The 19,721-nt window shown below is 58.4% G+C and carries 19 protein-coding genes, 1 tRNA gene and 2 pseudogenes; 13 read left to right on the top strand and 9 right to left on the bottom strand.

Annotation, left to right across the window (positions count from 1 at the left end; genetic code table 11):
* Positions 1-73: 73 nt before the first annotated feature.
* Positions 74-1,123, bottom strand: coding sequence for a LysR family transcriptional regulator (locus LGN19_RS34020; protein WP_226219666.1), 1,050 nt, complete (start codon positions 1,121-1,123; stop codon positions 74-76).
* 426 nt (positions 1,124-1,549) lie between these two features.
* On the opposite strand from LGN19_RS34020, the gene LGN19_RS34015 reads away from it, so the two are divergent.
* Positions 1,550-2,563 carry a D-2-hydroxyacid dehydrogenase family protein gene (locus LGN19_RS34015; protein ID WP_043184746.1) on the top strand — a complete coding sequence of 338 codons (1,014 nt, stop codon included), beginning with the start codon at positions 1,550-1,552 and terminating at the stop codon, positions 2,561-2,563.
* Between the two features lie 48 nt (positions 2,564-2,611).
* Here LGN19_RS34015 and LGN19_RS34010 read toward each other — a convergent pair whose 3' ends face one another.
* Together LGN19_RS34010 and LGN19_RS34005 are read right to left on the bottom strand one after the other, a co-directional pair.
* Positions 2,612-3,478: a patatin-like phospholipase family protein gene (locus LGN19_RS34010; RefSeq protein WP_226219664.1), complete on the bottom strand. Its 867-nt coding sequence runs from the start codon at positions 3,476-3,478 to the stop codon at positions 2,612-2,614.
* Between the two features lie 8 nt (positions 3,479-3,486).
* Positions 3,487-3,891: a PaaI family thioesterase gene (locus LGN19_RS34005; RefSeq protein WP_027785770.1), complete on the bottom strand. Its 405-nt coding sequence runs from the start codon at positions 3,889-3,891 to the stop codon at positions 3,487-3,489.
* Between the two features lie 188 nt (positions 3,892-4,079).
* Between LGN19_RS34005 and LGN19_RS34000 the strand changes: the two genes are divergently transcribed.
* The 4 genes from LGN19_RS34000 (at position 4,080) to LGN19_RS33985 (ending at position 6,313) form a co-directional block, all read left to right on the top strand.
* Positions 4,080-4,155 (top strand) — tRNA-Lys (locus tag LGN19_RS34000).
* Positions 4,156-4,282: 127 nt separating this feature from the next.
* A complete protein-coding gene (locus LGN19_RS33995) occupies positions 4,283-5,281 on the top strand; it encodes a tyrosine-type recombinase/integrase (protein WP_226219662.1) in 999 nt (332 codons plus the stop codon).
* A 51-nt stretch (positions 5,282-5,332) separates the two neighbouring features.
* Positions 5,333-5,839 carry a hypothetical protein gene (locus LGN19_RS33990; RefSeq protein ID WP_226219660.1) on the top strand — a complete coding sequence of 169 codons (507 nt, stop codon included), beginning with the start codon at positions 5,333-5,335 and terminating at the stop codon, positions 5,837-5,839.
* A gap of 105 nt (positions 5,840-5,944) precedes the next feature.
* Complete coding sequence (locus tag LGN19_RS33985; protein WP_226219658.1) at positions 5,945-6,313, top strand: hypothetical protein; 369 nt, start codon at positions 5,945-5,947, stop codon at positions 6,311-6,313.
* Between the two features lie 278 nt (positions 6,314-6,591).
* Here the strand turns inward: LGN19_RS33985 and LGN19_RS33980 are convergent, their stop codons facing one another.
* Positions 6,592-6,777: a hypothetical protein gene (locus LGN19_RS33980; RefSeq protein WP_226219656.1), complete on the bottom strand. Its 186-nt coding sequence runs from the start codon at positions 6,775-6,777 to the stop codon at positions 6,592-6,594.
* 1,106 nt (positions 6,778-7,883) lie between these two features.
* On the opposite strand from LGN19_RS33980, the gene LGN19_RS33975 reads away from it, so the two are divergent.
* The 8 genes and pseudogenes from LGN19_RS33975 (at position 7,884) to LGN19_RS33940 (ending at position 15,776) form a co-directional block, all read left to right on the top strand.
* Positions 7,884-8,696: a hypothetical protein gene (locus tag LGN19_RS33975; RefSeq protein ID WP_226219654.1), complete on the top strand. Its 813-nt coding sequence runs from the start codon at positions 7,884-7,886 to the stop codon at positions 8,694-8,696.
* On the top strand, positions 8,678-9,337 hold the full coding sequence (locus LGN19_RS33970; protein ID WP_226219652.1) for a hypothetical protein: 660 nt from the start codon (positions 8,678-8,680) through the stop codon (positions 9,335-9,337). Before LGN19_RS33975 ends, LGN19_RS33970 begins: the two co-directional genes overlap by 19 nt.
* Positions 9,338-9,944: 607 nt before the next feature.
* Positions 9,945-10,142, top strand: coding sequence for a hypothetical protein (locus LGN19_RS33965; RefSeq protein ID WP_226219650.1), 198 nt, complete (start codon positions 9,945-9,947; stop codon positions 10,140-10,142).
* Positions 10,143-10,620: 478 nt separating this feature from the next.
* Positions 10,621-10,956, top strand: a pseudogene (locus LGN19_RS33960) (type IIL restriction-modification enzyme MmeI); the annotation flags it as partial.
* A 124-nt stretch (positions 10,957-11,080) separates the two neighbouring features.
* On the top strand, positions 11,081-12,349 hold the full coding sequence (dcm, locus tag LGN19_RS33955) for a DNA (cytosine-5-)-methyltransferase (RefSeq protein ID WP_226219648.1): 1,269 nt from the start codon (positions 11,081-11,083) through the stop codon (positions 12,347-12,349).
* Positions 12,349-12,795: a very short patch repair endonuclease gene (locus LGN19_RS33950; RefSeq protein ID WP_226219646.1), complete on the top strand. Its 447-nt coding sequence runs from the start codon at positions 12,349-12,351 to the stop codon at positions 12,793-12,795. The genes dcm and LGN19_RS33950 overlap by 1 nt, the downstream gene beginning before the upstream one ends.
* A complete protein-coding gene (locus tag LGN19_RS33945; protein WP_226219645.1) occupies positions 12,792-14,036 on the top strand; it encodes a type II restriction endonuclease in 1,245 nt (414 codons plus the stop codon). Before LGN19_RS33950 ends, LGN19_RS33945 begins: the two co-directional genes overlap by 4 nt.
* A 171-nt stretch (positions 14,037-14,207) precedes the next feature.
* Entirely contained in the window at positions 14,208-15,776 is a 1,569-nt protein-coding gene (locus tag LGN19_RS33940; protein ID WP_226219643.1) for an HNH endonuclease family protein, read from the top strand.
* 425 nt (positions 15,777-16,201) lie between these two features.
* Here the strand turns inward: LGN19_RS33940 and LGN19_RS33935 are convergent, their stop codons facing one another.
* The 5 genes and pseudogenes from LGN19_RS33935 to LGN19_RS33920 form a co-directional block, all read right to left on the bottom strand.
* A complete protein-coding gene (locus LGN19_RS33935; RefSeq protein WP_226219641.1) occupies positions 16,202-16,942 on the bottom strand; it encodes a DUF5677 domain-containing protein in 741 nt (246 codons plus the stop codon).
* 501 nt (positions 16,943-17,443) lie between these two features.
* Positions 17,444-17,656: pseudogene (locus LGN19_RS33930) on the bottom strand (Presumed portal vertex protein); the annotation flags it as partial.
* A gap of 215 nt (positions 17,657-17,871) precedes the next feature.
* Positions 17,872-17,994 carry a hypothetical protein gene (locus LGN19_RS39690; RefSeq protein ID WP_264173304.1) on the bottom strand — a complete coding sequence of 41 codons (123 nt, stop codon included), beginning with the start codon at positions 17,992-17,994 and terminating at the stop codon, positions 17,872-17,874.
* Positions 17,995-18,370: 376 nt separating this feature from the next.
* A complete protein-coding gene (traN, locus tag LGN19_RS33925) occupies positions 18,371-18,745 on the bottom strand; it encodes a conjugal transfer protein TraN (RefSeq protein ID WP_226219639.1) in 375 nt (124 codons plus the stop codon).
* A gap of 85 nt (positions 18,746-18,830) precedes the next feature.
* The gene (locus tag LGN19_RS33920; RefSeq protein ID WP_226219637.1) at positions 18,831-19,436 is read right to left on the bottom strand and encodes a helix-turn-helix domain-containing protein; all 606 of its coding nucleotides are present in this window, start codon (positions 19,434-19,436) and stop codon (positions 18,831-18,833) included.
* Between the last annotated feature and the right edge of the window lie 285 nt (positions 19,437-19,721).

The raw sequence follows: 19,721 nt of genomic DNA, 5'->3' as shown, positions 1-19,721 counted from the left end.
AAAACGCGGATCGATCACTCGATCCGCGTTTTTTCTTTGTGCCGACGGCAACCGCCGCCCGGCCGTCGCGCTGTTACAGCGGCGACGGCACCGCGACGCGCGTGCGCGACGAACGCGGCAGGCGCGGCGACAGGTTCGGGTCGGCCGATTCCGGCTGCTCGGCACGCGTCTCGACACCGATCGGCGCGAGCGCAGAGCTCTGCGCGGCCCACTGCTCGCCCATCATCGCGTCGGTCGAGTGGCTGAAATGCTCGACGAGGTGGTCGATGAACGTGCGCACCTTCGCGGGCAGATGGCGCCGGCTCGGGTAAGCGATGTTGATCTCGACCTGCGGCAGCCGGAACTCCGGCAGCAGCCGCACGAGCGCGCCGCGCGCGATGTCGCTGCCGATCAGGTAGCTCGGCAGGATCGCGACCCCCATCCCGAGCAGCGCGAACTGGCGCAGCATCGCGGTGTTGTTCGCGACGATCACGTTGGTCGGGCGCACGCGCACTTCGCCGTCCGGCCCCGTGAACACGCGCTCGTCGCCCCAGTATTCGGTCGGCAGGCTCAGGCTCGGGTGCGCGGCGAGATGCTCCGGATGGGTCGGCACGCCGTGCTTCTCCAGATAGCTCGGCGTCGCGCACACGGTCATGCAGCCGGTGGTCAGGCGCCGCGTGACGATGCTCGCGCTGCGCATCTGGCGCGTAACGACGATGCCGACGTCGAAGCCTTCCTCGACGAGATCGACCTGCCGGTCGACCAGCGTGAGATCCGGCACCACTTTCGGGAAATTCTCCGTGTACGACTGCAACACGGGCGCGAGGTTATGCAGGCCGAACACGACCGGCGCGACGATGCGCAGCGTGCCGACCGGCTCGTGATTGCGCGCGACGACCATCTGCTCGACGTCCTCGAGCTCATCGAGGATCTGCCGGGCACGCTCCAGATAGACCTGACCTGACTCCGTCAGGGAAAGGCTGCGCGTGGTGCGGTTCAGCAAACGCGTGCCGAGCCGGCCTTCCAGATCGGCGACGTGACGCGTCGCGACCGCGTTGGAGATATCCATTGCACTCGCGGCCCGCGCAAAACTGCCGAGATCTGCAACCTTGACGAACACGCGCATCGACTGCAAATGATCCATAAACGACTCCTGCCGCTGTTACAACTTCAAAAAGATGAAGCAAATGCGTAATTCTCCTACGACAGCGGAAATGATGCAGAGTTGCTCAACAAGGCCCCGGTTGACGATAAAAATAGTCAAAAATCCTCGCCTTCTGCGGATAGTTGATCCAATTATTCTGATTGGAGCAACAATTGGGTGAACCTCGTCGAGTAAGTGGCCGAATCAGGAAGGACGTATTTGATGCGACACAACAGCGCACCCTTCCACCCGTCTCGCAAGCGGCGCCGGGTCAGGCTGCCGCCAATTGCGGCGGAGCGTAACAACCTGTTAAAAAGACACCATGGAGGCGGCCGACGTAGCATCATGTCGGCCCCGGCCGGGCGGGACGGGTGCGCGACGTGCGCCGCCGCCACCGCCGCTTTCAACGCGCGACACCCGCTCACCATGAAAATTGCCATCCTCGACGACTACCAGGACGCCGTCCGCAAGCTGAACTGCTTCGAGATGCTTGCCGACCACGACGTGAAGGTCTTCAACAATACGGTGCGCGGATTGGGACAGCTCGCCAGCCGTCTGGCGGAAGTCGAGGCGCTCGTGCTGATTCGCGAACGAACCCCGATTTCGTCGCAACTGCTCGCCAAGCTGCCGAACCTGCGCATGATCAGCCAGACCGGCCGCGTGTCGAGCCACATCGATCTCGAAGCCTGTACCGACCGCGGCATCGCGGTGCTCGAAGGCACGGGCTCGCCGGTTGCCCCCGCCGAACTGACCTGGGCGCTCGTGATGGCCGCCCAGCGCCGCATTCCGCAGTACGTCGCGAACCTGAAGCAAGGTGCGTGGCAGCAGTCGGGCCTGAAGACGTCGGCGATGCCGCCGAACTTCGGCCTCGGCCAGGTGCTGCGCGGCCAGACGCTCGGCATCTGGGGCTACGGCAAGATCGGCCGGCTCGTCGCCGGCTACGGCAAGGCGTTCGGGATGAACGTGCTGATCTGGGGCCGCGAGCATTCGCTCGAGGCCGCGCGCGCCGACGGCTATACGGCCGCCGAAAGCCGCGAAGCGCTGTTCGAGCAGAGCGACGTGCTGTCGCTGCACCTGCGCATGCATGACGACACGCGCGGGATCGTGAAGCAGGAAGACCTGATGCGGATGAAGCCGACGTCGCTGCTCGTCAACACGAGCCGCGCCGAACTGCTCGAGGAAAATGCGCTGGTCAACGCGCTGTCGCACAACCGCCCGGGGATGGTCGCGATCGACGTGTTCGAGAGCGAGCCGATCCTGCAAGGCTATAGCCTGCTGCGTATGGAAAACGTGATCTGCACGCCGCACATCGGCTACGTCGAGCGCGAAAGCTACGAGCTGTATTTCAGTGCAGCGTTCCGGAACATCCTCGCGTTCGACGACGGCGACATGTCGAGCGTCGCGAACCCGGAAGCGCTGACGCCGATCCGCAAGCGCTGACCGCACGGGCTGCGCGCACCGCGCGGCCCGCTTTTACGATTCCCGCCATCAGGCGGCCACGCGGCCGCCCGTCATCGCGTCGACGCGCGTGAGGAAATGCTCGCCGTCGCGCCGCCCGAGGTCGTACGCATGTCGCATCTGCGACGGGCTCGTGTAATCCCAACTCGAAATCGGCACCTTGCTCGACGGCTGGACGTACAGCCGCTGCTGCTCGCCATGCGCGACCGTGAACATCTGCGGGCGCGGATACAGCCGCGTGACGAGCACCAGCACGTCGCCCGGCGTCGGGTCGAGCGCGTCGACCGGCACGTTGTCGACCATCCCGCCATCGAGCACGGGCCGGCCGCCGCGGCGCAGCACCGGCGTGAACGGCGGTGTGCAGGACGACTGCAGGATCAGGTCGGCGAGTTCGTCGACTCGCGTGCAGGCCTGCGCGCGCACGAATTCCGGCCGAAAGCCGAGCGTGCGCCCGAGTGTCGGGTGCAGCGTCTTGCGCACGTACTTCTCGATGTTGTACGCGACGAGGCCGGCGGCGACTGCGCTGCGCGCGCCGAGCCAGCGCGGCACGTGCGACACGCCGATGCGGATCTCCGGCGCCGCGGCAAGCTTCGCGAACGGCTCGCCGTAGATGTCGAGCAGCGCCTGACGGTAAATCCGGTAATGCGGAAACACGGGCTCACGCCCGAACAGGTTGCCCCAGTACGCGTTCTTCCGGTTGTGGCGCAGCGCCTCTTCGTAATAGCGCATCACCCATGCGGCATCGCGCGTATACAACATGCACGCTGTTGCCGCGCCGGCCGAGATGCCGGTGATCACGCGCGGGCGCAAGCCGAGCGCCGGCTGGGCGACGTCCCAGAAGCCGGCCTGCCACCAGCAGCGATTGCCGCCGCCCGCGAAGACGATCTGGTCGAACATCGCGCCGCTCAGCTGACGAGCGCGTAGGTCGACGTCGCGTGGACCGCCATCTTGCCGTCCTCGTCGAACAGCTCGACTTCGCCGAATACGAGATTGCGGCCCATCCGCAGCACGCGCGCGGTGACGAGCACGTCACCCTTGCGCACGGGACGCATGAAGTTCGTGTTCAACGACACGGTCGTCATCGGCCGGAACTCGCCGAGCGCGGCCGAGATCGCGACCACCATCGCGGTGTCGGCGGCTGCCGTAAACACCTGGCCGCAGATCACACCGCCGGAATGGCGGAATTCGCCGGAAAACGGCAGGCGCAGCGTGACGCTGTCGTCGCCGATCGACACGGGGACCAGACCGAGCGAGCGGACCCAGGGGGCCAGCAGGCGATCCAGCAATTCGCGGACTGCGTTTTCGTCCATCTTCGAAAGCCCAGAAAGCGTTGCGCGACCGCCGCGCAACACGGTGGCGTCATCATACCGGGAGCGCGGAAACTGCGATCGCTCGTTATCGGGCCGACAGCTGCCGTAGTCGTGACGAAATATTTTGGGAAATTTGCAGAAAGGGCTTGCAAGACCCGAATTACCCAGGCATAATCTTTCTTCTGTTGGGGGCGTTAGCTCAGTTGGTAGAGCAGCGGACTCTTAATCCGTAGGTCGAGTGTTCGAGTCACTCACGCCCCACCAGCGAATTCAAGGGCTTGCACGAAAGTGCAGGCCCTTTTTACGTTCTAAAGTCGCTCAATGTTGGGGTTTGCCATAGTTTTGCCATAGCTCGAAACTCGGCCCCGGATCAACGATTCCGAGGCTCACAATGGCAAGCATTACCAAGCGCGGGAAATACTGGCGAGCCCAGATTGTCCGGAAGGGGTTCCCACCCCAGTTTCACACCTTCGATACCAAGGCCGAAGCCGAGGCTTGGGCACGCGCCACTGAATCCGAGATGGATCAGGGGCGGTTCGTCTCGCGAGTCGAAGCCGAGCGCACCACCCTCGCGCAGGCGCTCGAGCGGTACTGGACAAGCGTCGCGTCCCACAAACGTCACCCGCGGCAGGAGCGCTACCGGATCAATCATTGGCTCCGTCAACCTCTCCGACATTTCGCGCTGGCCAACCTTAAGGGCGCCCACTTCGCCCAATACCGTGACGAGCGCCGCGTTGCCGGACGTGCCGAGAACACGATTCGTCTTGAGCTTGCCCTCGTTTCACACCTGTTCGAGATCGCCCGCAAGGAATGGGGCATGTCGGGCCTCCTAAATCCCCTCAAGGACATCCGCAAGCCGTCTGGATCGCGTGAGCGCGATCGGCGCCTGCGCACCGGGGAGTATGAACTGATCGCAGAAGCGCTCTCGGCGAGCGCTAACAGCTGGGTTCGCCCGGCGTTCGATCTCGCGATCGAGACCTCACTTCGCCAGGGGATGCTGTTCAAGCTCCAGTGGGAATGGGTGCATTTAGACCGTCGCGTCGTCATCATCCCCGGCGAACACCGCGGAGTCGGCAACAAAGTTGTCCCAGCGGCGATCCCCCTCTCAAGCAAGGCCGTCGAAACGTTGCGCTCCATTCCGCAGGCAGCTCGGGGGCCGGTCTTCCAGACCACCCAAAACGCTGTCGTCTGCGTGTGGAAGCGCACGCTTAAAGAGCTGGGTATAACTGACCTCCGCTGGCACGACCTGCGCCACGAAGCCGCATCCCGCCTGTTCGAGCGGGGCCTTAACCCAATGGAAGTCGCATCGATCACCGGACATAAGAATTTGACAATGCTGCGGCGATATACCCATCTCGCCGCGGAAAATCTGGCAGCGAAGTTGGGGTAAATACTCAACAACCGACGTTGTACGACAACCTATCTAATAGGAGTACAAATCATGCAAGCAGCGAAATTCGAGCATCACGAAATCAAAGCATTCATGAATCACCTCGCGTCGAATCCCGATGCACGACGTCGGATGTTGATCGCCTGCGGTTTGCGCATTGAAGACATCCTCGAGGATGAAATCGGTGAAACACCTGCGGCACTGGCAGAAGCATCAAGCGAGACGATCTGCGAAACGCGCCCCGATTTACTTCAGGTATGGTTAGTCGGTGTTCAACTCAAATACCCGACAACAGAAGAACAGATGAAGATGCCGACAGTGAAATTAATTGGAATCCTGGGCAAGGACAAGCGTTTCAGCGTGGAATACAAAAATGGCATGATCCTCAAAGCCTGTATCGAACGCCTTTTCAAGAAAGTCTTCGGCTTCCATGTATGGCATGCAAAGTGCGAAGCAGTGGTGCCAGGTGTTGACCGAGCTGCGATTTGGAGCGCTCGCGATCGGTACGGCAACACACACTACTTGGATGTCGAGTACTCCGATGGACGCACTTGGTAGCAACCCCTTCGATGGCACGCGGCGGCACTTTGCGGCGAGCTATCACTGAAAACCAACGGGCCACGCTCCATTCGCTGCAATTTGCACTACAAAATTAGTCGAAAAATGAGCACTTCGTCCAGTTTACTAATATTAATCGTTGTATGTCCGCTACTGATCTGCGGCTGCGCTCCGAACAGCACCGGTAATAGCGTTGCCAAAGCGGTCATGGGGACTGCGCTACAGGCTGTGGGACTCGATGTCGTCGGTGCAGGACTTCTGGTTGGCACAATGGAAAATGTGAATCGGTCGCTTTACATCGATCGGGCGATGAATGACGTGGCCGTAGCACGGGCGGCGGCCGAGTCCGAGGCAATTGTGCCGCGAAAAGGCGGCGCCATCGAAGCGCAGTTGAAGCAAATGTTTCCCACTACAACGATCCCCGTCAACACGAGTACCGCCGATCCGATACCGATGAAGGAGTCAGGGAAATGAGTATCGCTCAAGCAATTCTTGTCCTGCTCTCCACCGTAGTATTCGCGGTCGCGTGGCGCTGCATGCGTCCCGTGAATACCGGACCGGGCAAACTCGGCGCAAACGGCCCCGATGACACGACTGAAGCAATCGTCCCAAACGGTTTCCTTGACGAGATGTGGGAGGACATGGGAAAGCAATGTGATCCAACGATCCCGGGGTCGCAAGCGTGGCTGGCGTCGAGAGCCAATGACGCAACAGATGTAGGCTCGACCGCCTGGATACTGGCGCAGTCGGTATCACAAGATCTCGACACCGATCCTCATGTCCATGAAAGGTGTGCGCGCCATCATCACGACAATGAATGGCCACACGAGCACGAGCACGAGCACGAGCACCTGCACCTGCACCTGCACCTGCACCTGCACCTGCACCTGCACCTGCACCTGCACCTGCACGACGATCCATTTTGGACATGAAGTCAATTCTTGATGTCGTCATTCTTCACTGCATGGTCGCGAACTCTGCTGGCAGCTCGGCGAGACGCCTTCGCATCGTCATTCATCATGTGCAGTGAACTTGACTAAATCTGACAGTGGTTGGTTTCTCATGCTGGCACGCGTCGGGGCGGAGGGCGTAGCCCGTAGCGTCAATGCGTGCCGCGATCAGCAAGGAGTCCGCCATGACTCAGGAACTGAAGGTCAGCGCTATAGATCTCCCCGGGCAATGCATTGCTCATTGCCACTTGCGCTCACGCTTGTCCGGCATCCCCAACTTACACGTGCTTGATCGTATTGGACTACTCACAATGTTGGGGATGCACAGTTCCATTGCTTGCTCCCAATATATCGGAGTGGAGAACAGAATGACGCACTAAATGGTAGACAGCGCGACAAACAATGCCTTTCCAGCGACGCGGCCAAGCTCAATAGGCGAGAGCAATCCTCCTCTTCAGCCAAACCATGTAGTAGCAAAGCTCATGTACCGAGTGAAAAGCGGCGTGCGGCGATCTCTAGTCATGGATAAAGCGATACGTGAGACGCACCACTTGGGGGCCCGCGAAGCGGGGCATAGGGCCCAGCGGCCCGGAGCCCTGCCCGCCTCGCGGGCAGGCGTGGGGGGAGCCGATCGACGCTGGCGGCCCCAGCCGCCAGAGGGCGCCCCAGCGCCCGGCAGTCGATTGGGGGGCGAAGCCCCGACCGCCGGGCGAAGCGCGGCTACCTGTGTTTGCAAGCCGCCCAAAGGCGGCGATGGTCGGCGTCCAGCCGAGCCCGGAGGGCCGACTCGAAGCACAACGTGCGTAGAGGAGCCTGCAAAGGCAGGTAGCCGCGCTTCGCGCGGCGGTCCCCCAAGGGGCGGCGCAGCCGTCCCGCTGGAGGCGCGGCCAACGAGCCGCGCCGCGAAGGCAACTGGAAGACCGGCAGGCGGGCGTCCAGCCCGCCAGTTGGGCGAACCCGCCCGTCCAGGGCGGGCGGCGAAGCCGGCCCAACGGTGCTGGCCTGAAAGGCGCAGCAGCCACGAAGTGGGTGCGAAGTTTCGTATGCGAGTAGCCCGGCGCTTCAGCCGATCATATTGTCACTAGAAAGACAGGATGACCAACAATATGTCTACCGAAATGACTAATCAAGATCGGACTGCGGCAGCACGCGCGGTACTCGCCGAGCGGCTTGCCGGCAAAAGTCCGCGAGCGCGTGGCATGGAAAAGATGCACTCGGCGCTGATTTGGGTTTATCGATGGGGTTGGTCGACAATTGCAATCGTCGAACAACTCAGCGGAAATGTTTCGAACGGGCTCGCGGCACGCTTGGTCAAACGCGGGCTGCTGAGCCGCACTCGCACCGAATCGGCAGGGAATGTAAAGGGCGTGCCGCAATGGATGCTCACACTCACCGAACTCGGCCAACAGGAAGTCGAGCGCGTGATCGACGAACTGCAGCCGTACGAGCTCGATCCTTACAAAATCAGGCAAGACCTTCTGCGCCACGACGCAATTGCGCAGGCAGCTACCGTGCGCAATCTAAATGCGCGGGTCATCACAGGCTATCTGACAGAGCGTCAGATGGCACGGCAGTCCAAAGTGGGCGTCAAGCAGCCGGATATCCTCTGGCTGCTCCCCGGCGGCACACGCATGGCGGTAGAAATTGAGCTATCCGGGAAATGGGATCGCCATCTTGACCAGTTCGTCTCCTCATCCCTCCTCGGCCTGTCCGACCAGGATCGATTCGATCAGTTGGCGATCGTCAGTGATAGCCCGGCCATCATCCGGCGCTATACCACTGCATTCACCCCCGGTGCGGAGTTCTCCATCTGGAAAAAGGACGAGCAGCGTCGGTGGCACCGAACCGGCGTCAACACCGTTCCTCAATGGATAGAAGGAAAACTCGTATGTCAGCTGATCGACTAGTGATCCCACTGCTCGTCGCAGTCATCCTGTCAGGCTGTGACGATTCGGAACGACTGATCGCCGAGAACAAACAGCTCAAGGCTGAGCTGCATGTCCGACAAAACGAACTTTCCCAGCTCGAAGTTCGCCTCCAGACAGACATCGAGACGCACCGTACAGACGCGGCCGTCGCCGCCGGCTGCGATTTTCTTGTCCCGATTTGCCCATCGAGTATCACCGCAGCGGGGCGGGACGCACTCGCGCAAGGCTACTCGCCAGGATCCAAGGGGCTCTTTTGGATCATCGCGCTTGTGAAGGCCGCGCTCGTCGGTTGCCTTATTGGTGCAACAATTGGTGCATTCAGATGCGCACTCTACAAGAATCGCCTCAAGGTCATTCACACCGAAGCGGAGCGGCTGCGGAACGAAATTACGGCCGAAAAAAAGCGGATCAAGGATGCAGCCAAGCCTCTGACTGAAATTAATACGGCCGTCAACGAAGCAGAAGCTCGATTGACGCGCTACGAAGAGCTACAATTTGAGGCGCTGGCCGATCTCAAAGACCTTTGTGAGGACATTGAGCAAGCGCGCGTCGAGCTGGGTCAAGTGCTTGCCGAGATCGAACGAGTCAAGGCGGTCAAGGCTGCTCTTGGAGCGTTCTGAAGCCTGTTGGATGGAGTCCCGGAAATTCCCTGATGTTCTGCCATCGGCAGACGTAGGGAATCTTTTTGCCGGAGGGATCATCCATGAGCCTTTCAAAACGTACGCTGCAGAAGCTCTTCAGACGCCTGCGAAGAAGCGATGGGCGGTTTGCCGCCGACCGACTCAAAATGACGCGACTTGATCAACGCGTCGCGGCTTATCAAGTCCGCTTTCCCAAGCGTCAACAGCCTCCCCCCTTTCCTCGTCAGCGTCTCATGCTGAAAGTGAGGAGCGGCTCTCGCCGCCCACGTCTGCGATAACGAGCACGGTCCGGACGAATATCGTCCGGACCGGTTGCCTCGTCGTCACTCTAACGTGCCCATTGCAATAGGCAATTTGCAATATGTCGATTTCAAATTGCAAATTGAAATTTTAAAGCAACGCACCGTCAATTCACAAAATTCAAAACACTCACGAAACAAACAGACGAAAACCATAGGCATTGGCACCAACGCAGATAATGATCATATTTATATTGCAAAAAGCAAATTAACACTTGACAATATAAAACACACATATGCCAATTGACATATGATATTGCCAAATTGCATATCGCAGGAGGATTTGAATGATCGAGAAGATAACCACCAACGTCTGGATTCCGTGTGATCTGCCACTGATCAAGCGAAACGATATCTTTCGTACGGTGGACGGCGATCAGGACGGGACTTTATTCCGTGCTGTTACTGACGCGTATCCCGATCCTCAACGTCCCGGGCAGTGGTCGGTCAAATCCGCCCTCTATTCATGGCAGGACGAGGCGTGAAGAGCTCGCAATGGGTTGCGGGACGGTGAGGCCGCCCGCAACCCATTGCGTGATTATTTGCCTCGGCGGCCGTCAAGACCAAGCCCTACGGGCGCGCGTAGCGCGGTCTTGACGGAGTATCCGTGGAAGCCCGGCACTCGCCATTCGGGCGCGACGAGCAAACCTGCTCTCCGACATCATTGTGCCGAGCACTATGTATTTGGCGCCATGTACCGACCCGCAGCCCACCGTCGACGCTGTGGCACCCGGCGGTCCCCGACAATCAGACGTTGACGACGGCCAAACCAGACCTGCGGCCACATCACGCTCACGTCGTGCAAGTCCGCTGCGAGACCTACCGATCGAAGGGTGTGCGACAAGCAAAACAAACGGGAAGGCACGAAGGCAGCTGCGCGATAGGGGCTCGAGTTGCTCAGATCCAATCACGGTCGCGACGGCTTTTCTAACTATCCCAATTGGCCTTGGCATAATGGCGCACAAGGTCAAGTTCACCCTGGCTACCGATGACGTTACGCTGGAAGCCGAGGAACTGGTCACCGGCGAAACGCTAGCCTGCGGCTACCCGAAGTTCTCGGGTCATTTCGGCTTCTTCCTGCCCCTGGCTGGCATTTCCACGATCAAGGAAATCAAGGACAGCGCGGTCGACGTCCGCGCGACCGGGCGCCTGAACAAGCTCTACCTGGAACTGCTGCGCGAGAACCCGGACTGGGCCAAGGAAGAACGCCGCCACGACATGAATCACTTCATGGCGCGGTTGATCTTCTGCTTCTTTGCCGAGGACACCGGAATCTTCGAGGGTTACATAACGAAAACGCATAGAACCAGTGTGACTGGACTGTCCAAGGAATTCCGAGACAGCCCCATAGGTGATAGAAAACCCTAGACGAGGGGACGTTTAAAGGTCAAAATGTCCGCTGAAATTCCCAGCGAGAACAAATATGACCCAGGCCCAGCCACTCGAACTATTGAAACAGGCCCGCAGCCGCTTCACGCAGCGCGAAATCGCCGAACACGTCGGCAAGGACGCAAAGACGGTTCGGCGCTGGGAAAAGGGCGAAACGCCCTGCCCGGCCATGTTGGAACCCGCATTGCGCGATATGCTGGAGACGGCGCAGCCGAGTGGCGCGGGTGCGACCAACAACCGATTCCGTTTCATCGATCTGTTCGCCGGAATCGGTGGCATTCGCCTCGGTTTTGAGGCTCACGGCGGTGAATGCGTGTTCACCAGCGAGTGGAACGACTTTTCGAAGAAGACGTACATCGATAACTTCGGAGACCATCATCCTTTCATCGGCGACATCGTGCCGTTCGCAGCCGAAAGTGTGCCAACCCATGACGTCTTGCTTGCCGGCTTCCCCTGCCAGCCGTTTAGCATCGCGGGAGTAAGCAAAAAGAACTCGCTAGGACGCCCGCATGGCTTCGAGTGCACCACTCAGGGCACTCTATTTTTCGACGTAGCCCGCATCATCGCAAAGAAGCGACCTGCGGCCTTCGTGTTAGAAAACGTGAAGAATTTGTTGTCGCACGATAAAGGCAACACTTTTGCCGTTATCTTGCAAACGTTGCGTGACGAGCTCCAGTACGACGTGCATTACAAAATCATCGACGGCCAGCACTTCACTCCACAGCATCGCGAGCGAATCGTCATCGTTGGATTCCGGAAGAAGATCGGCTTCTCATGGGACGATCTGCGCTTGCCGGCGGAGGGGCCTCGTCTTGCATCGATTCTGCACAAAACAGACGGCAGTGAGCCGGTTCTTCCTTGGGACGGTGAGAGATTCTTCGATCATGAAAAGCGCAAGGTTCAGTCCAAGTACACCCTGACGCCGAACCTCTGGACCTATCTACAAGCGTATGCCGAGAAGCATCGCGCAGCGGGAAACGGCTTTGGCTTTGGAATGGCCTATCCGGACAGCGTAACCCGCACACTGTCAGCTCGGTACCACAAGGACGGCTCGGAAATTCTCGTCTACCAAGGGAAAGGTAAGCGTCCGCGTCGCCTGACGCCTCGCGAATGTGCGCGGCTTATGGGCTTTCCCGATACGTATCGAATCCCGGTGAGTGATACGCAAGCGTACCGGCAATTTGGTAACAGCGTCGTGATGCCGGTGATGAAAGAGGTTGCTCGAATTATGGCTCCGCACATCCAAACGCTCGTCGCCGAAGAGCGCGACGGCACTCCGTCAACCCTTCCACTTTTCGCGTAATGGTTGACGTGGTAGACAGCGCCACCCGTAGCCGAATGATGTCCGGCATACGGGGGCGCAATACCAAACCCGAAATTCTCATTCGCAGTCTGCTACATCGTCAGGGTTTTCGATTTCGCCTCCATGTCCGAGACTTACCCGGAAAACCAGATATCGTGTTGCCGCGCTATCATGCGGTCATTTTTGTACACGGATGCTTCTGGCATGGGCACGACTGCTCGCTCTTTAAGTTGCCCAGAACGCGTCCGGATTTCTGGCGCGAAAAAATTGACCGAAATCGTGCTAATGACAATAAGGCACTGACCGCCCTACTTACGGAGGGCTGGCGAGTCGGTATTGTTTGGGAATGCGCTTTACGTGGTGCGAACAAGAACATCGAGAGCGTTGCGAAAGGCCTCGCACACTGGCTTTACAGTGACGCATCAACAACGGAGCTTCGGGGATGAAGCCGGGTTATTTGTCAGAGTATTTTGAGGGGGTCGCTGCGAAGCGCTTAAGCGCGGTAGAAGCGGACGAAACACGCTCAAACCAGCATGAGTATCAGGCTATCGCCCGAATGCTCGAATTCATGGGACGTCCCGACGAAAATACGCGCCTCCCTGCGCGGTATGTTTACCTCAACGATGACGATCCTGATCCTATCGTCGAGGATGCCTTTCTCACGCTGTACAACTGCCGAAAGGGACAATTTCGAAAGGGGAAACCACGAAGTCCTGAGTTCCGGTTCTACTTTCCAACCACGACCGTCTCGCTAAACGCAAGCGCGGGCGATTTGCTGTTCATCGCCAAGAAGCGCGATGGCGGCTTGCTGGTCATCATTGCCGAGAACGGATCGAGTATCGGCCGCCAGATTGAATGGCTGTTTGGATTTGCCGATCTAGCTCATCCGGGGTTTTCCGTAAAATCCGAACTGGAAACTGAACAAGATCGTATCGAGTTTGCCTCGCGCTTCATCCTCGAAAATATCGGCATTGCTGTCGAGACATCAGAAGACACCTATCTCGAAGAGATGTTGAAGCGCTTCTCTGGCCGCTTCCCAACTACTCGCGAATTCTCAGCTTACGCTCGTTCGACGCTGAAAGACCTGAACCCTAAGGAAGCACCAGACTTGGTGCTAATGACATGGATGGAGCGAGAGGAAATTCTGTTCCGGACACTCGAACGTTACCTGATCGCCGACCGCCTTTCACAAGGTTTCGCCGACAATGCGAAATCAGGCGTTGACGTTGACGGGTTTCTATCGTTCTCACTCTCAGTTCAAAACCGCCGTAAGAGTCGCGTTGGCCTAGCCTTAGAAAATCATCTTGAACTGCTGTTTGCGGAATGTGGCATCCGGTATGCGCGAACAGCCGTTACCGAAAACAAGGCGAAACCCGACTTTATCTTCCCCGGCGATGCGGAATATCACAATCCGGCATTCGATCCGTTGAAACTGACCATGCTGGGTGTGAAGTCGACCTGTAAGGATCGGTGGCGCCAAGTACTTGCCGAAGCAGATCGCATCACCGACAAGCACCTGCTGACGCTCGAAACAGCGATCTCCGCGCATCAAACCGACGAAATGAGAGCGAAGCGTCTGCAACTCGTCTTACCGCGCAAGCTGCATGAAACCTACACAGGGGCGCAGCGGGCGTGGTTGATGGACATTGCCGGTTTTACGGAGTTGGTTAGGACCCGACAAGCCTGACCTCATCTACGTGATGTTTGTCGAATGCTTGTGGATGCTGGGTAGTTTTTTTCTCTTATCGCAGCCTTGCCTAGTTAAACCTAAGGTTAGAATGGTTCATATCGGTAAATAGTGGCACCACTTTGTTTATTACAAAGTGGATCCGTTCAACGACATTGGCGAAAACAACTTATGGCTTTGCGGTCCAATCTGGTCAACCTTGACGCTATGATTAAAAGAGAGGACTTCGCCGCATCAGATGCGGAGTCTTCCAGCTTTGAAAATGTTTCCACAATATCACTGCGAGATTTTACACAGGGTGGACTCATTGGACCAAATCTTCGAAAACCAGATTTCCAAAGAGAGACAAATCACTGGGCTCCTGAGCAAGTCGTATCTTTGCTGGAGTGCTTTGCAAACGGGGACTTGATTCCCTCGGTAATCCTCTGGCAATCACCGACGTATTTATTTGTTATCGACGGCGGACATCGACTGAGTGTGCTAAAGGCTTGGATTGAGGACGATTATGGCGATGGCCCGACGTCACAAGCATTTTTCGGATATCAGATATCAGAAGAGCAGAAAAAAATCGCGGATAAAGTACGCTCGCTGGTAAATAAGAGGGTTGGCAGCTGGAAGCATTATCAAGCGAAGTCAGCCGACGAGAACCTCGATTCCGCGGAGCGAAAGCGTCTAAATGCCCTCATCACGCGAGGGCTTCCCATTCAATGGGTCAAGGGCGATGCGGACAAAGCAGAAAGCTCGTTTTTTAAGATCAATACAAAGGGAACCCCTCTCGACGACATTGAAGAGCTTTTGCTTAAAAGCAGGAAAAAACCAATCTCGATTGCCGCCCGAGCAATTATTCGCGCGGGCAAAGGCCACCGATATTGGTCGTCGTTTGAACCAGATAAGGCAAATGAGATTGAACGAATCGCAAAAAATCTTCACTCAACCTTATTTGATCCAGAGATAAAGCGCCCAATTAAGACCCTTGATCTACCGCTTGGCGGACCAAAAGGCGTCAGAACCGCACTGCAAGTTCTTATCGATATGGCTCTAATCGCGTCGCGCGATCAGTCAGGGCAACCCAAAGACCTTACTGCGACGAATGATGATCTCGATGGAAGCGAAACGGTTAAAGTACTGAATAAAACCCTTGCACTGGCGCGAAGGATCACGGGGAATGATGATGGCAGCCTAGGCTTGCATCCTGCCGTGTATTTTTATGGCCCTACTGGACGTCATTCTGGACCAATGTTCATGGGGACGGTATCTCTGATTGGCCGAAAGATTTCGAACAACGATAAACTTTTCTTTCAGAAATTTACGAAAGCCCGATCCAAGCTAGAAGAAATTCTTGTGACTCACAAAGACCTAATTGCGACGGTAACACAAAAGCACGTGAGCTCCAGACGCGTCGGAAAATACGCGGACCTCCTGGATGGGTTGATCGATCGCATTAACGATGGTTTATCAATAAACGAAGCCGAAATTGTTGAGTTGGCCGACCTTAATGGAAAAATAGTTACCGGCTCAAGCAATCACGCGCCGAAAGAGTTCTCAGACGATGTAAAAAGCGAAAGCTTTATATATACCGCGCTCGCTTCTTCAATACGCTGTCCGCTTTGCAATGGATACTTGGACACAGAGAAATCCGTATCCTACGATCACATTGTCCGTGCGCGGGAAGGAGGAATGGGCCATCCCAATAATTGCCAACTGACCCATCCGTACTGCAATCAATCCTTTAAACAATAGGAATCGCGCAGCGGCGGCGGCTTTTCCGGCCACAGTGCGTAAGCACATAAAGAGGGCTCGTTATTGCCCGCCCATGGGGTGGGATCGGCACGCGCGTATCAGTGCATCGGTTCGCTTCGTCGCGCATCAAAACGCATGATTTCCGCGCACCGGAGAACACCCGGAACTCCGCGCCACAAGGGCCGCCGAGCCTGTTGGCAGGGTGCATTAAAACCACCCTGCCAAGCGAAGCCCGCAGGCGGGGAGGGGACCGAGCTGCACCGGGTACCCTACCCCGCCGGATGCCCAGCACCGCCCAAGACAGCGTCACTGCACCTCTCGCCTCACGGCGCCCGACTTCTCCAGCCCGTGCGAGCCGAGTCGTCGTCGCCGTTCTATTCGCACTAGCCCCAAAGTGCCGCTACGGCGCCGCGCGCGAAACCCGTCTATCTCGCCCCCCAACCTGGTGGCAGCGCTCGAGTTACGACCTCGTCGACCGCGTCGATCACCTCGCGCACTTCTTCCGCAGTGACATTCGTAGTGAACTCAGGAACCGTTTGCATCGCGCGCGCATAGATGCTCACGGAGTTCGTGACGACACTTCGCTGCATGTCGTCAGGCATCGGCTGACCCATTCTGACCATACCGTGCGCCCCGTGTCGCCCTCGCAACGCGAACAGCTTGTTGTGCGTCCAAGAGCAATACGTTCTGTATGCAACGTAGTCGGCAGGCATACCCGCTCTGGCGAACAAGTCTCGTGCGCTGACCTCGGCGCGTCCTGGGCGCAACGCTTCATATCGCGCTTCGGTTTGCGCCCTCATTTCCGCGAGCTGCTGGCCGCGCTCTTCGCTGTCCATGAAGCCCGGCGAGTCAGCGAAGTCGCGAAACACCCTGACGAGCTGCAGCGCGTCATTGAACTCGAGCTGATCCAGATACCCATCGTCCGCTAACACACATTTCAAATCGACGAGCGCCTCCAGCATTGAACGCAGCAACACCGGAGCGTGTGATTGCAACGGCGTGCCCATGAGAAGCATTGTCGCGTTCGCCATCTCCGCAATCGACGCAACAAGCATCCCGGCCGCGCGGATCTGCGTCGTGTCCTCCATCTCCATCCGGGAGAGGATCGCCTCGAACAGTTCGTTCGCCTCGGTGCCCGCCAGCACCAGTCTGTAATGGATCTGCATATGTATCTCCTGTAATGCGCGTCACCCCGGGTGCGTCTGCGAACGATACCCCGCCACGTTTTCCGGCGCTCACAGTTCTGTCAACTAGTGCGACACAGGCGAAGAAACGCCCAGACTGCATAACCAAGGCGCGTAAAAGTGCAAAGAAGGATCGGCCCGTCGATCGCCGCGCGGCCCGCGCCGGGCGGTCCGGAACGGCCCCTGCACGCGTGCATAAAAACCGTTCATTTTTGCGGGCAGGTGGGGCGGGGGTACAACTGCGCGCGCCGGGTCGCAATCAGCATCCTCTGGCGGGGTCCGGCCCGTTGAATGCCCCTCCGGCGCGTCAGGCGACCCGCCACGCCCCTGCTGCGTGCCGGTCCGATTTGGGGGGGGTAACCCAGCGGCGGCCGCTCTAAGGCGCCCTATTCCGGCGCTGCCGTGCCCCGGCGACAGACGTAAAAAAAGCCGCCGGCACCGAAGTGCCCGGCGGCTTTGCTTTGCCGGTTGGGCGGTCGGGCGTCAGCCCTTCGGCGTCTCGAAGTCCTTGAAGCGCACGACGTCGATCCCGAGCCAGTCGTTGAGCTCGCGCAGCCGTGCCTTCAGTAGCTCGATCTCGAGCGCGTTGAACACCTCGGCCGCCTTGTGCACGTCACCGAATCCGCCGGCATTCGACGGGATGATGCCCATGAGCTGCGGCGGCACGCGATGCGCCGCGAGCTGATCCTCGACCGTCCCCACCACATACCGGATCAACCCCGCGTGCGCGCGTGTCTCCCAGCGGAAAGTCTCTGCAGCGCCAGCCGCATCATCCAGGTTGTTGCGGACGCTGCTGCGTGACGCGCTGGAGTCCTGAGGATGACGAATTTCGAGGCGAAACCGGCCGTCCGAGCGCGAACGCTCGTGGATTTCCGCGGCGCCGGCGGGCACGTCACGCCCCAAGTACCGGATCATTGGAGAATCAAAAGACGGGCTGTCCAGTCGGTGCCCACGAGTTCCACCGTCGCTGTCATTTCGGTGCCGACGACAGCCGCGATATCGTCGAAGGTGACGGAAGTCAATTTCGGTTCCACGCGCTTTCTCCTATGGATGACCGGATTCCAAGATTCAGAGCCCCGTGTAGGGGTTGTTTTTGCGTGACCGGCCGGGGCTACCACCACTGCCGCCGTCTTTCCTGAGTTCGTCGCCCTGCAACCACGGGAGACGGCTAGGTCGCGGTGGCAAGGGCGCGCCCGGAAGCCGCAGCCCGCGCAAGCGGGACCGGGTGAGGACGCGGCGAAGCGAACCCTTGCCACCGGGACCTGGTCGGCTATGGTTTCGAGTAAGGGTGGCGGACTCAGGGAAGACGGCGGTTCACGTCACGGCGGGAAAGGCAAGAACGGCGCGCGCCGAGCGCCCTTCCGCCCGCGTCGCGGGCGGCTGGACAAGTTTTCCCAGGAGAAATTGCTACTACCGTGGCCCCCCCAGATACGGATTGTTGGTCGTCGGCGCTGGCACCGGGTCGCCTGTGCCGGGCCGCTGCCGGTCCTTCAACGAATCGGAGTACCGCATCACGGCGGTCGACAGCTGCAATTGCGAATTCAAGTTCGCACCCATCAGCCCTGAGGCTTGGTTGATGGTCTTCGGCATGACGTCCGCGATGATCTCCCCGAAATCCATCTTCGAGAAGTCGAGCTGGGCAATCTGCACCTGCGTAAAACCCGAGCAGTTCGGAGCTTGCGGCAAACCCCAGCTGATGCCGAGCTGCGACTTGCTGCCCTGGATGTTGATGAGCTTCGCGAGTCGCGAATTGAATACACACATGGCCGCCCTTCTTGTTAACAAAGATATCTTCTTGTTAGGGTGTCAGGCAGACACCTAACCGATGCCAATCGATGTCCCGTAGAAACCGATTCGGTCTGCATAGGTGTCAGGCAGATACGTGTCCGACTGAGCTGTGTATAACTTGCTCTTGCTGGCGTTGTTCAATCTTGCTGCGCAGCGACAGTAAGAGGTCGCGCATATCCTCAGGCAAGCAGGCGAAATCCTGCGCATTGAATACAACCGCGTTTCCGCACGCATGGGTTACATTGACTTGCAGTCGCTCTATGTGAACGATCCTTGAATCACAGAACTGGCCAGTCACCAATACGTTTTTCAAATCAGCGGTTGCTGCCTGGACCGTCGCGGGGAGGTAGTCCCACGTTGCCACTGCAGTCGCCTGCCCCTCGCCATCTTGAATGCAGATCTTTTCTCGCAGTCGATACTCATTGCGACGCCCTTCTCTAGATTTCGTGATATATCCAAATCCCTCAAGGGTTTTTAGTTCGCGAATGACCTGGCTGCGGCTGATGCCAGATTCCGCTGCAATCGTATCTATCGCAGGAAAGGACCGACCTGTATTGAAATTCGTGTGAGCTTTGACAACCACGTACACCGTCAATGCAAACGGTCCCATACGGGCAATATCGCCCGTCTCGATCATCGACCGGAAGATGTGAAACCATGTGGTCTCTGCCCGAAATAGATCGCTCATGACAGCTCCGTCGTCTGACTAGCGCGGTCATGTGTGCAAGGTCCTTTCACTGTCACGGTGTCGCAGGTTCCCCCACTCGTGCTAGGAGCGTGGACTGTCGCGCCATCAACGACGACGCCAGATGTGAAAGGGCCTTTCACTTCGTTCCGACGACGCCCGGGTCGACGGGTAGCGGCCGGCGAAACGTCTGCACCGCCTTTGTCTACCAGTTCGAGGCTTGAGTCGGTAGGCAGTGAACGTACCCATGCGCGCACCGTTCCCAGTCGCCATACAAGGCGTCGGCTG

The organism is Burkholderia sp. AU30198 (assembly GCF_020419825.1).
Lineage (GTDB): Bacteria > Pseudomonadota > Gammaproteobacteria > Burkholderiales > Burkholderiaceae > Burkholderia.
Note: the sequence above shows the minus strand (reverse complement) of the source record. Positions and strands in the feature narration are given on the sequence as shown.

Coding starts and splice junctions, on each gene's coding strand:
- LGN19_RS33940 (WP_226219643.1), top strand. CDS start 14,208: ATGGCTTTGCGGTCCAATCTGGTCAACCTTGACGCTATGATTAAAAGA.
- LGN19_RS33950 (WP_226219646.1), top strand. CDS start 12,349: ATGGTTGACGTGGTAGACAGCGCCACCCGTAGCCGAATGATGTCCGGC.
- LGN19_RS33970 (WP_226219652.1), top strand. CDS start 8,678: ATGTCAGCTGATCGACTAGTGATCCCACTGCTCGTCGCAGTCATCCTG.
- LGN19_RS33920 (WP_226219637.1), bottom strand. CDS start 19,436: ATGAGCGATCTATTTCGGGCAGAGACCACATGGTTTCACATCTTCCGG.
- LGN19_RS34005 (WP_027785770.1), bottom strand. CDS start 3,891: ATGGACGAAAACGCAGTCCGCGAATTGCTGGATCGCCTGCTGGCCCCC.
- LGN19_RS33975 (WP_226219654.1), top strand. CDS start 7,884: ATGACCAACAATATGTCTACCGAAATGACTAATCAAGATCGGACTGCG.
- LGN19_RS34020 (WP_226219666.1), bottom strand. CDS start 1,123: ATGGATCATTTGCAGTCGATGCGCGTGTTCGTCAAGGTTGCAGATCTC.
- dcm (WP_226219648.1), top strand. CDS start 11,081: ATGACCCAGGCCCAGCCACTCGAACTATTGAAACAGGCCCGCAGCCGC.
- LGN19_RS33945 (WP_226219645.1), top strand. CDS start 12,792: ATGAAGCCGGGTTATTTGTCAGAGTATTTTGAGGGGGTCGCTGCGAAG.
- LGN19_RS33985 (WP_226219658.1), top strand. CDS start 5,945: ATGAGCACTTCGTCCAGTTTACTAATATTAATCGTTGTATGTCCGCTA.
- LGN19_RS33965 (WP_226219650.1), top strand. CDS start 9,945: ATGATCGAGAAGATAACCACCAACGTCTGGATTCCGTGTGATCTGCCA.
- LGN19_RS33935 (WP_226219641.1), bottom strand. CDS start 16,942: ATGCAGATCCATTACAGACTGGTGCTGGCGGGCACCGAGGCGAACGAA.
- LGN19_RS33990 (WP_226219660.1), top strand. CDS start 5,333: ATGCAAGCAGCGAAATTCGAGCATCACGAAATCAAAGCATTCATGAAT.
- LGN19_RS33995 (WP_226219662.1), top strand. CDS start 4,283: ATGGCAAGCATTACCAAGCGCGGGAAATACTGGCGAGCCCAGATTGTC.
- LGN19_RS34010 (WP_226219664.1), bottom strand. CDS start 3,478: ATGTTCGACCAGATCGTCTTCGCGGGCGGCGGCAATCGCTGCTGGTGG.
- LGN19_RS34015 (WP_043184746.1), top strand. CDS start 1,550: ATGAAAATTGCCATCCTCGACGACTACCAGGACGCCGTCCGCAAGCTG.